This window comes from Amycolatopsis keratiniphila subsp. keratiniphila (genome assembly GCF_001620365.2).
Lineage (GTDB): Bacteria > Actinomycetota > Actinomycetes > Mycobacteriales > Pseudonocardiaceae > Amycolatopsis > Amycolatopsis keratiniphila.
The window spans coordinates 150,532-164,992 of record NZ_LQMT02000018.1; the positions used below are offsets into that span (position 1 = coordinate 150,532).

The 14,461-nt window shown below is 69.4% G+C and carries 16 protein-coding genes; 8 read left to right on the forward strand and 8 right to left on the reverse strand.

The genetic code is table 11. The features are described from left to right. Positions 1 to 43: 43 nt before the first annotated feature. On the forward strand, positions 44 to 1,213 hold the full coding sequence (locus AVR91_RS17825; RefSeq protein ID WP_016337452.1) for an acyl-CoA dehydrogenase family protein: 1,170 nt from the start codon (positions 44 to 46) through the stop codon (positions 1,211 to 1,213). A 71-nt stretch (positions 1,214 to 1,284) separates the two neighbouring features. Here the strand turns inward: AVR91_RS17825 and AVR91_RS17830 are convergent, their stop codons facing one another. The 4 genes from AVR91_RS17830 to AVR91_RS17845 are packed head-to-tail and all read right to left on the reverse strand — an operon-like array spanning position 1,285 to position 4,589. Further along, entirely contained in the window at positions 1,285 to 1,614 is a 330-nt protein-coding gene (locus AVR91_RS17830; protein ID WP_016337451.1) for a hypothetical protein, read from the reverse strand. Between the two features lie 58 nt (positions 1,615 to 1,672). Beyond that, entirely contained in the window at positions 1,673 to 2,314 is a 642-nt protein-coding gene (locus tag AVR91_RS17835; protein ID WP_063277442.1) for a TetR/AcrR family transcriptional regulator, read from the reverse strand. Next, a complete protein-coding gene (locus AVR91_RS17840) occupies positions 2,305 to 3,849 on the reverse strand; it encodes an ATP-dependent acyl-CoA ligase (protein WP_063277441.1) in 1,545 nt (514 codons plus the stop codon). The genes AVR91_RS17835 and AVR91_RS17840 overlap by 10 nt, the downstream gene beginning before the upstream one ends. Next, on the reverse strand, positions 3,846 to 4,589 hold the full coding sequence (locus tag AVR91_RS17845) for an enoyl-CoA hydratase/isomerase family protein (protein ID WP_063277440.1): 744 nt from the start codon (positions 4,587 to 4,589) through the stop codon (positions 3,846 to 3,848). The genes AVR91_RS17840 and AVR91_RS17845 overlap by 4 nt, the downstream gene beginning before the upstream one ends. A gap of 47 nt (positions 4,590 to 4,636) precedes the next feature. Here AVR91_RS17845 and AVR91_RS17850 point away from each other — a divergent pair, with 47 nt between their 5' ends. From AVR91_RS17850 to AVR91_RS17880, 7 genes are all read left to right on the forward strand, one after another. Continuing rightward, positions 4,637 to 6,226, forward strand: coding sequence for an amidohydrolase (locus tag AVR91_RS17850; protein ID WP_063277439.1), 1,590 nt, complete (start codon positions 4,637 to 4,639; stop codon positions 6,224 to 6,226). Between the two features lie 5 nt (positions 6,227 to 6,231). Continuing rightward, positions 6,232 to 6,681 (forward strand): GNAT family N-acetyltransferase, encoded by a 450-nt coding sequence (locus tag AVR91_RS17855; RefSeq protein WP_038508022.1) that lies wholly within the window; start codon positions 6,232 to 6,234, stop codon positions 6,679 to 6,681. A gap of 35 nt (positions 6,682 to 6,716) precedes the next feature. After that, positions 6,717 to 7,400 (forward strand): metal-dependent transcriptional regulator, encoded by a 684-nt coding sequence (locus AVR91_RS17860; RefSeq protein ID WP_037347949.1) that lies wholly within the window; start codon positions 6,717 to 6,719, stop codon positions 7,398 to 7,400. 167 nt (positions 7,401 to 7,567) lie between these two features. Next, entirely contained in the window at positions 7,568 to 7,948 is a 381-nt protein-coding gene (locus AVR91_RS17865; RefSeq protein WP_016337444.1) for a hypothetical protein, read from the forward strand. A 9-nt stretch (positions 7,949 to 7,957) separates the two neighbouring features. Further along, on the forward strand, positions 7,958 to 9,016 hold the full coding sequence (locus AVR91_RS17870; RefSeq protein ID WP_063277438.1) for a zinc-dependent alcohol dehydrogenase family protein: 1,059 nt from the start codon (positions 7,958 to 7,960) through the stop codon (positions 9,014 to 9,016). 211 nt (positions 9,017 to 9,227) lie between these two features. Beyond that, positions 9,228 to 9,857: an alpha-ketoglutarate-dependent dioxygenase AlkB family protein gene (locus tag AVR91_RS17875; protein WP_063277437.1), complete on the forward strand. Its 630-nt coding sequence runs from the start codon at positions 9,228 to 9,230 to the stop codon at positions 9,855 to 9,857. A gap of 276 nt (positions 9,858 to 10,133) precedes the next feature. Next, a complete protein-coding gene (locus AVR91_RS17880; protein WP_063277436.1) occupies positions 10,134 to 11,390 on the forward strand; it encodes an HNH endonuclease signature motif containing protein in 1,257 nt (418 codons plus the stop codon). A gap of 46 nt (positions 11,391 to 11,436) precedes the next feature. On the opposite strand, the gene AVR91_RS17885 is transcribed toward AVR91_RS17880, so the two are convergent. The 4 genes from AVR91_RS17885 to AVR91_RS17900 are packed head-to-tail and all read right to left on the reverse strand — an operon-like array spanning position 11,437 to position 14,448. Further along, positions 11,437 to 12,294, reverse strand: coding sequence for a 5-oxoprolinase subunit C family protein (locus tag AVR91_RS17885; protein WP_063277435.1), 858 nt, complete (start codon positions 12,292 to 12,294; stop codon positions 11,437 to 11,439). After that, positions 12,291 to 12,896, reverse strand: coding sequence for a 5-oxoprolinase subunit B family protein (locus AVR91_RS17890; RefSeq protein ID WP_063277453.1), 606 nt, complete (start codon positions 12,894 to 12,896; stop codon positions 12,291 to 12,293). The genes AVR91_RS17885 and AVR91_RS17890 overlap by 4 nt, the downstream gene beginning before the upstream one ends. Continuing rightward, positions 12,896 to 13,654, reverse strand: a complete 759-nt coding sequence (locus tag AVR91_RS17895) for a LamB/YcsF family protein (RefSeq protein ID WP_063277434.1) — start codon at positions 13,652 to 13,654, stop codon at positions 12,896 to 12,898. The genes AVR91_RS17890 and AVR91_RS17895 overlap by 1 nt, the downstream gene beginning before the upstream one ends. Then, entirely contained in the window at positions 13,654 to 14,448 is a 795-nt protein-coding gene (locus AVR91_RS17900) for a putative hydro-lyase (protein ID WP_063277433.1), read from the reverse strand. The genes AVR91_RS17895 and AVR91_RS17900 overlap by 1 nt, the downstream gene beginning before the upstream one ends. Positions 14,449 to 14,461: the final 13 nt, after the last annotated feature.

Below are 14,461 nucleotides of genomic sequence, written 5' to 3' on the forward strand. Positions count from 1 at the left end.
CTAAGCGAGCGCTTAGTCACTGTCGAACAGGAGCGGGCTGACCATGGATTTCTCTCTGAGCGTCGAGGAACGCGAGGTGCGCGACTGGGTCCGCACGTTCGTCCAGCGCGACCTCATGCCGCGTGAGCAGGAGGTGCTGCGCCGCGAACGCGCCGGCCAGCCCGGCCTGACCGGCGACGAGCTGCGCGAGCTGCAGCTGAAGGCCAAGGAGTCCGGGTTCTGGGGTGTGCAGACGCCGGAGGAATACGGCGGCATGGGCCTCTCCGCGGTGATGACCGCGCTGCTGGAGGCCGAACTCGGCCGCACGTTCGTGCCGTTCCGCTTCGGCGGCGCCGCGGACAACATCCTGTACTACGCCAACGACGAGCAGAAGGAGCGCTACCTGCTCCCGACGATCTCGGGCGAACGCAAGTCGTGCTTCGCGATCACCGAACCCGGCGCGGGTTCGGACGCCAAGGCCATCCGGACCTCCGCCCGCAAGGACGGCACCGACTGGGTCATCAACGGCGAGAAGACCTTCATCACCGGCGGAAACGAGGCCGACTTCGTGATGGTCTTCGCGATCACCGACCCGGAGAAGGGCGCGAACGGCGGCGTCACCTGCTTCCTCGTCGACCGTGACGCGGGCTGGAAGTCCGAATACATCGACACGATGGGCGAATGGGGCCCGGCGGCGCTGGTCTTCGAGGACGTCCGCGTGCCGGAGACGCAGATCCTCGGCGAGCTCGGCCACGGCTTCGACCTGGCCATGCAGTGGATCGGGGCGGGCCGCTACCTGCTGCCCGCGCGTGCCATCGGCTCCTGCGAGCGGCTGATCTCGATGGCCATCGAGCACGCCAACACGCGGGAGACGTTCGGGCAGAAGATCGCCGAGCGCCAGGCCATCCAGTGGATGATCGCGGATTCCGGCACCGAGCTGGAGGCGCTGCGCTGGCTGGTGCTGCACGCCGCCTGGCAGGTCGACCAGAAGCTGGACTCGCGGCACGCGCAGTCGATGGCGAAGCTGTACGGCGGGGTGAAGGCGAACGAGATCGTCGACCGCGTCCTGCAGATCCACGGCGGAATGGGCTACACGCGGGAACTGCCGGTCGAGCGGTGGTACCGCGAGCTGCGGCTGCTGCGGATCTACGAGGGCACCGACGAGATCCAGCGCCGGACCATCGCGCGCAACCTGCTCAAGGGGCACGTCAAGGTCGGCGGCACGCTGGGCTGACGCTCGCCCGTGCGATGAACGGGCCGTTCCTTGCAGATTTCGCAAGGAACGGCCCGTTCATTGCGTCGGCCCTAGTCTTCGTCCTTCTGGTTCCGCATCGCGATCGGGACCCCGGCCAGGTCCTCCTCGTTGCAGAGAAGCTTCACGTCGTAGTAGGGCGAACCCTTGCGGTCGTCATAGTCGAGATGGACGGCCAGCACATCGACCGGTTCCCCGAGCCACTCCTGAGCCTGGCGTAGCCATGTCGCGCACCGTTCGAGGGCCGTGGGCAGGTCGTCGTCCCGGAATCCCACCGGGCGGTAGGGGACGTCCTGCACCTGATCACGGGGGTTCGAAGGCACCGGCAACGCCGGCGAGAGACCCGAGTCGTCCAGTTCGAGTTGGATCGTTTGCTCAGTCACCCTTCGAGCGTCCCCCAGAGAAGCCGTCTGAGCAAGGCGTACAGACCTAAAGTCGGCGCTAAACGGGCACTCGCCACACTCCCGAGACCACTTCACGGCAGTTTCGCAACGCTGTGACCTCCAACTGCCGTTCGCAGGCGAGCGCCCGCAGCGCCAGCTCCGCGTAATGGGAGGCCAGCTGATCCAGGGTGAGCGGACCCTTCGGCGAATACCAGCGCGCGACCCCGCTGCACATCTCCACCAGCGCGAGCCGGGTGACCGAAGGCTGCCCGGTGTGGAAGACGCCGGCCGCGACACCGTCTTCGATGGCGTCCGCCCACAGCTTTTCGTAGGCGTCGCGCAGGGCCACCACGTCGGCCCTGGCGCCGGGGGTGAGCGCGTGGACCTCGTTGTCCACCACGCGGGTGTCATCCGGTTGGATGGCGTGCGCGAGCACGTGCAGTGCCACCAGGGATCCGAGCCGTGACACGGGATCGGTGAGCCCGGCGGTCGCCAGCTCGGCCGCGTCGAGCAGCCGCCGCAGCGACTCGTTCATGATGGCGACCAGCAGATCCTCTTTGGTGCCCATGTAGTGGTACAGGCTGGCGGAAGACAGCTCCGCCTCCTGCGCCAGATCCCGGATGCCGGTGCCGTGGAACCCCTTGGCGGCGAACAGTTTCACCGCCGCCTGGCGGACCCTTTCCCGGGTGCTCAAAGCCATGTCTCGGTGGTCCTGTCCCACGAACCGGCACGAAGGTCTTCCACCTTCTTGAGCTCACCCTTCGCGACCCGTTCCGACGGCGTCATCGGCAGCTCCGTCACGATCGCCCAGAACCGGGGAACCTTGAAGTAGGCCAGTTTCGCCGAGCAGAACTCCGCCAGCTCGGCCGGTTCGCACCGGTGCCCCTCGTTCTCGTCGAGGACGATGTACGCCTTGACCTCTTCGCCGCGGATGTCGTCCGGCACCGCGATGACGGCGGCGAGCTTGACCGCGGGATGCAGCTGCAGCGCCCGTTCGACCTCGTCGGCGGAGATGTTCTCCCCGCTGCGGCGGATCATGTCCTTGGTGCGGCCCACGTAGTACACGCGGCCTTCGCCGTCCATTGTGGCCAGATCGCCGGTGTGGAACCAGCCGCCGTCGAAGGCGCGCCTGGTCGCTTCGGGATCGTCGTGGTAGCCGTGCATCAGGCCGACCCCGCGGATCAGCAGCTCGCCGGTTTCCCCGCGCGGCAGCGGTTTCCCGTCCGCGTCCGCGATCATCACCTCGCGGGTGGGCGCCGGCCTGCCGAGGCAGCCGGTGCCGACGGTCTCCTCGTGATCCGCCGGGTACATCCGGATGTCGCCGCCGGTCTCGGTCATGCCGAAGGCCTCGAACCACGGCGCGCCCCAGCGTGCTTCGAGCGCGGCGTGCAGGTCGCGCGGGATGGCCGAAGCGCAGATCGCGCGGACCTGGTGCGCCTTGTCGAGCTCGCTTTCCGGCTGGCGCAGCAGAAGGGTGGGCATCAGGCCGAGGCAGTAGAACCAGGTGACGCCGTGTTCGCGGATCTTCTCCCAGAACGTCGACGGGTGGAAGCGGTCGAGCACCACCAGTGTCGCGCCGCCCGCGAGCCCCAGCGCCACGTTCCACTGTGGATCGATGTAGTGGAACGGTTGTGCGGTCAGGATGACGTCGTCCGCGCCGACCGCCGGGAAGTCCGTGGCCAGGCTGATCGCCAGTGTCGTCCAGTACCGGTTCGGCAGTACGCAACCCTTGGGGGCGCCCGTGGTGCCCGAGGTGTACTGGATGTTGACCGGGCGTTCGCCCTCGCTCGTGAAGCCCGGGGTGGCCCCGGAACCGGTGAGTTCGCCCGGGGTGAGCACGCGTTCCAGTGAGGTCTCCGGCGCGATCTTGTCCAGCAGCTCCAGGAATTCCTCGGCGGCGACGGCGAACCTGGCGCCGGAATGCCGCAGCACGTGGGCGCCGTCGAACTCGCGATATCCGGTGTTGACCGGGACGAGCACCCCGCCGATCTTGGCCAGGGCCAGCCACAGCAACGGGAATTCGGGCTGGTTGCGCAGCATCACCGCGACCCGGTCGCCCGGCGTCACGCCGAGGTCGAGCAGTGCGCGGGCGTACTCCGTGCTGCGCGCGTCGACGTCGGCGAAGGTGAAGCTCTCCCCGGTGGAGTCGAAGATCCACGCCGTCTTGTCCGGCCAGAGCGCGGCGGCCCTCGTGGTCAGCCCGACGAGTGTGTCGATCCCGGCGAGCGAGGTCATGCCCGGCTCCGGAAGGCCTCGGACGAAGCGGCGACCTCGGCGGAGTGTTCGGTGATCAGCGCGTGGCTGACTTCGAGTTCGAGCGCGGCGTCCAGGGAGCTGTCGATGCCGGAATCGAGGGCGCGTTTGGCCATCGTGGCCGCGGCGGCCGGATGCGCGGCGATCCTGGCCGCCCACGCGAGCGCGGTGTCCATCAGGTCGTCGGCGGGCGCGGTGGCGTTGACCAGGCCGAGTTCGTACGCCTCGGCGCCGCTCACCCGTTCGCCCAGCAGCAGGAGCTCCTTGGCCTTCAGCGGGCCGACCAGCAACGGCAGCAACCGCGACGCCGCCCCCGTGACGCTCAGGCCGAGGGAGACCTCGGGGAAGGCGAACACCGCGTCTTCGGCGGCGAGGATCAGGTCGCAGCCCATCGCGAACTCGGCGCCCGCGCCGATCGCGTAACCGTGGACGGCGGCGATGACGGGCTGGCGGAGGCCGCGAAGGCGGCGCGTCACGTCCTGTAGCCGGTCGAGTCGCGGGCGTGAATCCCCCTCAGGGGTGGGCTCTTTGAGGTCGTGACCGGCGCAGAAGGCGCGTCCGCGACCGGCGAGCACGACGGCCCGCGCGTCCGATTTGGCGGCCGCGTCGAGCGCCTCCAGCAGGTCGTCGACCAGTTCGGCGACCACCGCGTTGAGCCGTTCGGGGCGGTTCAGCCAGATCACTGCGATGCCGTCGTCGAGTGCGTAGTCCACGGTGCTCATGACGCCGAGCCTAGACGACCGATCGATCGATCGATAGGGTTGAATCCATGCGGGTCGACACGGTCTACGAGAACGCCCGGTTCCTCACCGGAACGGGGGAATCCGTAGCGCTTGCCGCGCTCAACGGGCGAATTGTGGCGTTAGGGCATGACGCGGCGGCGCTTTCCACAAAGCGGCGCGTGGACCTCGGCGGCTCGGTGGTGGTGCCCGGGTTCCACGACGCGCACAACCACATGGCCTGGTTCGGCATGGCCCTCGACGACGTCGCCCTTTCGGATTGCCGCAGCGTCGACGAGGTGTACGACGCCGTCGCGCGGCGTGCGGCCGAGACCCCGCCGGGCGGCTGGATCATCGGCAGCGGCTACGACCAGAACAAGCTCGTGGGCGGCCATCCGACGAGGCAGGGGCTCGATCGCGCGGCTCCCGGGCATCTCGTGCGGCTCAAGCACACGTCCGGGCACATGACCGTGGTCAACTCCGCGGTGCTGGAGAAACTCGACCTGGGCGACGTGCCCGTCGGCGGCGACGTCGTCCGCGACGAGGACGGTTCGCCGACCGGGCTGCTGCGGGAGCAGGCCCAGCTGATGCTGCGGCCGCTGACCTACCCGACGCCGGTCGAGCGGGTCGTCCGCGGGCTGGACCGGGCGAGCGAGCGCTACCTGGCCGAGGGCATCACGAGTGTCCAGGAGGCCGGGATCGGCGGGGGTCTCGTGGGGGAGACCCCCGCCGAGCTGGCCGCGTACCAGCTGGCGCGCGAACGCGGCGTGCTGCGGGTGCGGAGCACGGTGATGGTCGCGGCGAGTGTGCTGCACGACCTCGATGCGGGGGCCGGCTTCGGCTTGGACCTGGGGATGCGCACCGGCTTCGGCGACGAATGGCTGCGGATCGGCGCGATGAAGCTGTTCGCCGACGGCTCGCTGATCGGCCGCACCTGCGCCATGCACGAGCCGTTCGCCGGCGAAACGGACAACGTCGGCTACTTCCAGGTGCCCGAGGACGAGATCGCGCGGACGATCGCCGCCGCGCACAAGGCGGGCTGGCAGATCGCGACGCACGCCATCGGCGACCGCGCGATCACCGTCGTCCTAGACGCCTACGAAGCCGCGTTGAAGGCCGATCCGCGTCCCGGCCACCGGCACCGCATCGAGCACTGCGCGGTGCTGCGGCCCGAGGAGCTGAAGCGCCTGGCGTCGTTGGGGCTGATCGCTTCGCCGCAGGGCCGGTTCGTCAACGAGATCGGCGACGGCATGCGGGCCGCCCTCGGCCCCGAACGCGAGCCCTGGTGCTACCGGCTCAAGAGCCTGCTCGACGCGGGATGCGTGCTGCCCGCCAGTTCGGACCGCCCGGTCGTCGAGGGGGCGCCGCTGCTCGCGCTGGCCGACATGGTCCGGCGGAAGACCGCGTCCGGGGTCGTGCTGGGTCCCGATGAGCGGCTCACTCCCGCCGAAGCCCTGCGCGCGTACACCTATGGCTCCGCGTACGCCGCTTTCGCCGAGAAGGACCTGGGCACGCTGGAGATCGGCAAGCTCGCGGACTTCGCCGTCCTCTCGGCCGACCCGACCGACGAGTCCACATTGGATTCGATCCACGTCGTCGCCACCGCCGTCGGTGGCGACATCGTCTACGAACGGAGCTGAGACCCATGCCGGTGCGGGACGCGGTCGCGGACGACATCGAGGAGATCTGCGCGCTCATCGAGGAGCACGCGGTCTACGAGGACAAACACGATCTGAAGCTCGACCGGCAGGAGATGGCCGGGTTCCTCTTCGGGCCCGATCCGAAGGCCTGGGTGCTGCTGGCCACCCCGCCGGACGAGCCGGGCAAGGTCGCCGGCTTCGCCTTCTGCAGCTGGAACTTCTCCACCTGGGAAGCGCGTCCGGGGATCTGGCTCGACGATCTCTTCGTACGCCCTGAGCACCGTCGTTTCGGCCTCGGGCGTGAGTTGCTCGACGAGCTGAGCGCGCGGACCCCCGGCCGGGTCGAATGGGACATGCAGGAGGGCAACGAGAAGGGCGAGGCGTTCTACGCCCAGCTCGGCGCCGACCCCGTCCCCGGCTGGATCCGGTACCGCTGGCGGCCGCACGCTGGGTGATCCGCGACCGGGCGGCAAGCCGTAAACTCGCACCCATGGGTGAAGGGGCAAGTCGCAGGTCGTCGTCCGTGGAGGACTACGTCCGGGTGATCTACGGGCTGGTGGAGCGCGGCGAGGCCGTCACCAACACGTCGCTGGCCGGACGGCTGGAGGTCAGCCCGTCGTCGGCGTCCGGGATGGTCACCAAGCTGTCCCAGCTGGGACTGGTCGCGCACGTGCCGTACCGCGGGATCGAACTGACCACCGAGGGCAGGCTGCTGGCCCGCTCGGTGCTGCGCCGCCACCGGCTGATCGAGACCTACCTGGTGTCCGAACTCGGCTACACCTGGGACGAGGTGCACTCGGAGGCCGACGCGCTCGAACACGCGGTGTCGGACCGGCTCGTCGAGCGGATCGCGGCCAAACTCGGCAACCCGATGCGCGACCCGCACGGCGACCCCATCCCCGCCCCCGACGGCAGCGTCGAGGAGATGCCGATGCGCATCCTCGACGACCTCCCGCCCGGCGCGGTCGGCGAGATCGTCCGCGTCTGGGACACCGATCCGGAGCTCCTGCGCTACCTGACCGAGCATTCGATCGGCCTCGGCGAGCGGATCGAGGTCGTCGAGCGCCAGCCGTTCGGCGGACCGATGGTGGTCAAGGTCGGCTCGCCGCCCGACGCGGCAACGCACGCGATCGGCAAGGAGATCGCGCAGGCGCTTTCGGTCGCGCTGCGCTGAACCGTGTCCACTGTGGACCGGTATCGGCCGCGGTGGGAATTTTCCTACGTCTCTGCATAATTACGTCACCCGCCTGCCACGCCGATAGGTGATCTAAGGCCCTTCCGATCATGTGTTCGCCCGCCTAGGCTGCGCTATTCCGGGTGGCTAGCGAGCGTGCGAAGGCGATGAAGATGACCGGTCAGCGGACACACACCATCGACCGGGGGGTGGCGGAAGGACGTGAACTCAGGCGGCTTTTGGAGACCGGGCCGTTCGCGGACGCCCTCAGGGCGGCGATCAGGGCGAGGGGCCTCGGGCTCGATCGGATCCGGTACCGGCTGAGAGGGCGCGGGTGCTCGGTGAGCCTCGCGACCCTGAGCCACTGGCAGTCGGGACGATGCCGTCCCGAACGGCCGGAATCCCTGCTGGTGCTCAAGAATCTCGAGGAGATCCTCGGGGTGCCGCCGGAGTCGCTGTCGCGGCTTCTCGGGCCGCCGCGCGGGCGGGCGGCCCGGTGTACGGTGCCCGGCGAGGGCCTCGTGATGCCGAGAGGCCGGGACACTTAGGGAGCGCGAGTGCGGGCGGTCGTCTTCGAGGAGTTCGGGGTGCTGCCCGAGGTACGCGAGGTGCCGGATCCGGTCGCGCCGCCGGGCGGGGTGGTGATCGCCGTCGAGGCGACCGGGGTGTGCCGCAGCGACTGGCACTCCTGGCAGGGGCACGACACGTCGGTGAAGCTGCCGCACGTCGCCGGGCACGAACTCGCCGGCCGCATCGCGTCGCTCGGCGAGGGCGTCCGGGGCTGGTCGGCGGGCGACCGGGTGACCGTGCCGTTCGTCTGCGCGTGCGGCACCTGTGCCCAGTGCGCCGCCGGTGACCAGCAGATCTGCGACCGCGAGTTCCAGCCGGGCGCGACCCACTGGGGCTCGTTCGCGGACTACGTCGCCATCGAAAACGCCGAGGTCAACCTCGTGGCGCTGCCTGACACGCTGTCCGCCGCCGAGGCCGCGGCCCTGGGCTGCCGGTTCGGGACGGCGTTCCGGGCCGTGCTGCGCCAGGGCGGGGTCCGGCCTGGTCAGTGGGTCGCGGTCTACGGCTGCGGTGGCGTGGGCGTCTCGTCGATCCTGCTGGCCGTCGCGGCCGGTGCGTCGGTCGTCGCCGTCGACCCGTCTCCGCAGGCCAGGGCGCTGGCCTCGCGGATGGGGGCTGTCGTGTGCGTCGACCCTTCCGCGTTCGACGGGCACGAGGCGGTCTCCGCGCGCGTCCGGGAGCTGACCGGCGGCGGCGCGCACGTCTCCCTCGACTGCCTCGGCTCGCCGACCACCTGCGCCGCCTCGATCGGCAGCCTCCGCAAACGCGGACGGCACGTCCAGGCCGGTCTGATGCCGCCCGCGCAGGGCATCGCGCCGATCCCGATGCACCGCGTGATCGGCGGGGAACTGGAGATCGTCGGCATCCACGGCCTGCAGGCGCACGAGTACCCCGAGATGCTGCGGGTGGTGGAGACGGCCGGGATCGACCTCGAAGGCATGATCGGCAAGCGGGTCGGCCTCGACGACGTCCCCGCGGTGCTCGCGGAAATGAACGACCCGGTGCCCGCGCGAGCCGGGGTCACGGTGGTCGAATTCGCACAGTGACCGGGTGAACGCACTGCGGTCAACCGGCCGATCGGAGTAGTCCGAAAGGTGGCTTCTCCCGCCGCTTTGTGGCAGCTTCGTTGGCCGTGACAGTCATGGATGCCCCGGTGGAGCCACGATTCGGCCGTCGCGTGCTGCGCTGGTTCACCGCGGCCGGTGTCCTGGTGCGGGGCCACCGGATCATCGGCGCGCGCCCTGGCAGACTCGACGTGTGGACGCGCTGATCCCCCGACCGCGGACCGAAGTCGCGCCCGGCGCGGTGCACGTTCCGGACTGGCTCGACCTCGACGGGCAACGTCGCCTGGTCGAAGCCTGCCGAGGCTGGCGCGGTTACCGGCGGACGCGGCTGCCGAACGGCGGCGTCATGTCGGTGCGGACGGTGTGCCTCGGCTGGCACTGGCATCCGTACCGGTACGCGAAGGTGACCGAAGACGGCTCGCCGGTGCTGCCGTTTCCTTCGTGGCTGGGGGATCTCGGGCGCCGGGCCGTCTCCGACGCCTACGGGGTTTCGTCGTACGAGCCGGACATCGCGCTGGTGAACTTCTACGATTCCGCCGCGAAAATGGGGCAGCATCAGGACAAGGACGAGGCTTCGCTGGAGCCCGTCGTGTCGCTGAGTCTCGGGGACGCCTGCGTCTTCCGGTTCGGGAACACGACCGATCGCGGGCGGCCCTATACGGATGTGGATCTGCGCTCGGGGGATCTGTTCGTGTTCGGCGGGGAGTCCAGGCTGGCTTTCCATGGGGTGCCTCGGGTGTTGCCTGGGACCGCTGATCCGGCGCTGGGGTTGGTGGGGCGGTTGAACATCACTTTGCGGGTTTCGGGCCTTCCTTCGAGTTAGGTGTTTCCGGTTATTGGGCGCGGTGAATCTTTATGCATTGTCGGAGCGTGGTTAGAGCTTTTCTCGCGTGGTGAGTTTGCGGAGTTTTTTGCGGAACGGGCCGCGAACGGTGGGATCGAACCGCAACAACTATAGCCAAGAGCATCGCTCGCCGGCGACCGATCGCCACGCAAGACGCGCTCATATTGGGCACGGTGAATCTTTATGCATTTCCTGGGACGATATAGTCTGAATATGCTATAGCACAGGTGTTCGATCCGGCGTAGCGTTGATCTTGTGTCCAGCGACGAAGCACCTCCGAAGACGTCCACCGAGTGGTGGCGCGTCGATACGGCGACGCTGCACGCCCGAAAACAGGAACTCGAAGTCCTGAAGCGCCAGTTGGATGCCGAGCAGAACGCGATCCTCGCCGAAATCAACTCCCGCGGGATCCGCGGCTGCTCGGGTCATTCGACGCTGGCCGGACTGATTCTCGAGGACTTCCTGGTGTCGGACAAAGAAGCCGCCGCCCGCGCCGACCGCGTGCTGGCTCTGCATCCCGGCCCCTCGATCGGTGGCGACCCCGAGCCACCGTTGGCGCCGTTGACGGCTGAGGCTGCTGCGGAAGGCGCGATCGGGGGCGGTCAGATCGACGCGATCATCAAGACTCTCGCCCGCATCCCCTCCACCGTCCCCGACGACGAGGTGCGGGCCGGGGAGAAGATCCTCGTCGACTTGGCCCGGTGTGCGGGGCCCCGCCAGATCGCCCGCGCGGGACGTCGTCTGCTGGACGAACTCGACCCCGACGGTAAGGAACCCCGTAACGAGGATCCGAAAGAGACCCGCCCGGAATTGCGGTTCGTCAAGCACCGCGACGGCACCTTGGGCCTCAAAGCGCGACTGGACCTGGAAACCTATGCCCGGTTGAAGTCGGATCTGGATCCGATGGCGAAACCCCACAAGGCCGTCGATGGGGTCCGTGATTCCCGGACCCAGGACGAACGCTACGGGGATGCCTTCACCGACTATGTGCGGTTGAAGACCACCAGCCGCAACCTCCCCGGCCAAGCCGGGGAAGCCACGCACATCCTGGTCACGATGTCCTACGAGGATTTGATCCGGGACATCGGTGAAGCCCACCTGGATTTGGTCGGGCCGATCAGCGCCACCGACGCCCGCATCCTCGCCTGCGACGCCCGCGTCCGCCCCGGCGTCCTCGGCACCGCAGGCGAACCCCTCGATATCGGCCGATCGAAACGCACTGTGTCGCTGGCCCAGAAGTACGCGCTCACCCTCCGCGACGGCGGCTGCGCGTTCCCCGGCTGCGACATGCCCGTCCCCCGCTGCACCGCCCACCACATCGTCTTCTGGCGACACCACGGCGAAACCAAAATCGACAACCTCGTGCTGTTGTGCACTCGGCATCACCGGTTGATCCACCGCAGCGAATGGAAAGTCCAGATCGCCCAAGACGGCCTGCCCGAATTCACCCCGCCCGCCTACCTCGACCCCACCGGCACACCAAGGAGGAACACCATGCACCTCAGAACATAGACCGACCCCGAGAAACTTCCAGAACCGAACCGGCGCGACCAAACCCTCAAACCAGCCGGAAAAGCACCCGTTGCCCCGGCCGCACCTGCGCGGCCAGGTCCAGATCCGCTTCCTCCACCACCGCGATCACCGGATAGCCCCCGGTCACCGGGTGGTCGGCCAGGAACAGGATCGGCTGCCCCGAAGGAGGTACCTGCAACGCCCCCGGCACGGCGGCCTCGGGCGGCAATTCGCCATCGCGCGCCCGCGACAACACGGGACCGTCCAGCCGCACACCCACCCGATCGACGTCGGCGGTGGCGACGTAACCCGTGGAGACCAAAGTGGACAGTGCGTCGGGAACGAACCACGAGACCCGGGGCCCCGGAGTCACTCGCAGCATCGGGACGGCCGGCAAGGGCGCACGAGGAGCGAGATCAACGCCAGGATGGGGCAGCACCCGCTGTCCCACCGGCAAGGTCATCCCGGCAGAGAGCGCGGGCGGGCCGAGTTTGCCCAGTGTGTCGGTCGCCCGCGCGCCCAGCACCGAGGGGACGTCGATGCCGCCGCGCACGGCGACATAGGAACGCAAACCGTGAGAAGCCATCCCCAGGACGAGTTCCTCGCCGGGGCCGATCGGAATCGGTGAGCCGGGGCCGAAGGCCCGTGTGCCGACGGTGATCGAGCACGGCGCACCGGTGACGGCGACGGTCGCCGGAGCCGGGAACCGGAGGGCGAGGCCGCCCAGAACGCATTCCAGGGCCGCGTGGCCCTCGGGATTCCCGACCAGCCGGTTCGCCAGCCGCAGCGAACCGCGGTCGGCGGCGCCGGACCGGCCGACGCCGATCGCGGCCAGCCCCGGCCGCCCGAGGTCCTGCACGGTGGTGAAAACGCCGGGCCGGAGCACTTCGATCTTCGCGGTCATGAAGTGAACCGGATCCGGGTGCCGGGGGCCAGCAGGTTCGGCGGCTCGCGTTCGACGTCCCAGACCGGCAGCGTCGTGCGCCCGATCAGTTGCCAGCCGCCGGGTGAGGCGTTCGGGTACACCGCCGTGTACTCGCCCGCGATCGCGACCGAGCCGGCGGGCACCCGGGTGCGCGGGCTCGTCCGGCGCGGCAGGTGCAGTGCGGGGTCGAGCCCGGTCAGATAGGCGAAACCTGGTGCGAAGCCACAGAACGCCGAGACGTAGGTCCCGTCCTCGTGCCGCCGGACGACGGCCTCCGCGGACATGCCGGAGGCGGCCGCGACGTCGGCCAGATCCGGGCCGTCGTAGTGCACCGGCACGACGATCTCGGCGGCCTCGCGCGGTTTTATGTCCACTGTGGACCGATGGAGGACGTCTTCGGCGAGCCGGTCGTGATGGGTCCTGCCGGGGTCGAACCGGATGAGCAGCGTCCGCGCGGCCGGGACCAGTTCGACGACGCCGTCCGGCGGGTCCTGCTCCAGTGACGCGTGCAGCCCGAGCACCTCCGACGGATCGTCGAAGTCGACCATGGCCGCACGCGCCCCATAGGGCAGCACTCGCATCATGCGGCCTCGATGAACGATCCGATGTGGACACCGGAGGCGTCGAGCCCCGCCCGGATCCGGCGCGCCAGTTCGACGGCGCCGGGCGTGTCGCCGTGCACGCACAGCGAATGCGGCTGAAGCGCCAGCTCGGTCCCGTCGGCGGCGACGACCTTGCCGGTGGTCGCCATCGCGACCGCCCGGGAAGCGACCTCGTCCGCGTCGTGGAGCACGGCGCCGGGCAGTTTCCGGGAGACGAGAAGGCCTTCGGAGGTGTACGCGCGGTCCGCGAACGCCTCGGCGTACGCGGGGAACCCGGCCTTTTCCGCCTGCTTGGCCATTTCCGATCCCGGTGGGCACAGCAGTGCGAGCCCGGGACGGAACCGCCGGATCCCCTCGACCACCGCGGCCGCTTGCTCCGGATCCACCGCCGCCGTGTTGTACAGCGCCCCGTGCGGTTTGACGTACCGCACGCTCGTTCCCGCCGCGCGGGCGAACGCGTCGAGCGCGCCGATCTGGTAGAGCACGTCGTCGGCCAGGTCGGCGGGGGCGACGTCCATCGCCCGCCGCCCGAAGCCGGCCAGATCGCGATAGGCGACGTGGGCGCCGATGACGACGCCCCGCTCCGCCGCGCGTTCGCAGACGCGCCGCATCACCGACGGGTCGCCGGCATGGAAGCCGCAGGCGACGTTCGCGCTGGTGACGATGTCGAGCATGGCGTCGTCGTCACCCATCTTCCAGGCGCCGAAACCTTCGCCGAGGTCACTGTTGAGATCCATCAGGCCACCCTGAACTCACTGTCGAGCTTGTCGGTCACGAACATGTAGCCCGGCGCGTGCGTGATCGCGAACGGCGGCCGCGAGGCCATCAGCGCAGCCTGCGGGGTCACGCCACACGCCCAGAACACCGGCACGTCACCGGGTTCCGCGTCGACCGGGTCGCCGAAATCGGGCTTTCCGAGATCGGCGATGCCGAGCGCGGCGGGATCGCCGATGTGCACCGGCGCACCGTGCACGGCGGGCATCCCGCGGGTGATGCGCACGGCGTCGTCCACACGGTCTTCGGGGATCTGCCGCATCGAGACCACCATCGGCCCGTGCAGCCGTCCGGCCGGGACGCATTCGCGGTTCGTCACGTACATCGCCACGTTGCGGCCCTGCTCGACGTGCCGCAGCGGGATGCCCTCCGCGGCCAGCGCCGATTCGAAGGTGAAACTGCAACCGATCGAGAACGTGACCATGTCGCTGCGCCACAACCCGGTCGCGTCCGCGATCTCGCCCGCCAGCGCGCCGTTCTGCCACACGCGGTAGCGCGGCAGGTCGGTGCGCAGATCCGCGCCGGGCGCCAGCCTGGTCGACGGGTCGCCCGGGTCGCTGACGTCGAGCACCGGACAGGGCTGCGGATTCCGCTGGCAGAACAGCAGGACGTCGTAGGCCCAGTCCTCGGGGACGGCGATCAGGTTGGTCTGGGTGAACCCGTTCGCCCAGCCGGTGGTCGGGCGGGCCGTGCCCGCGCGGAACAGGGCACGCGCCTCGCCGGGGGACAACGTCGCGGGGTCGTCGAAGGTGGTCATCGTGGTGCCTCCC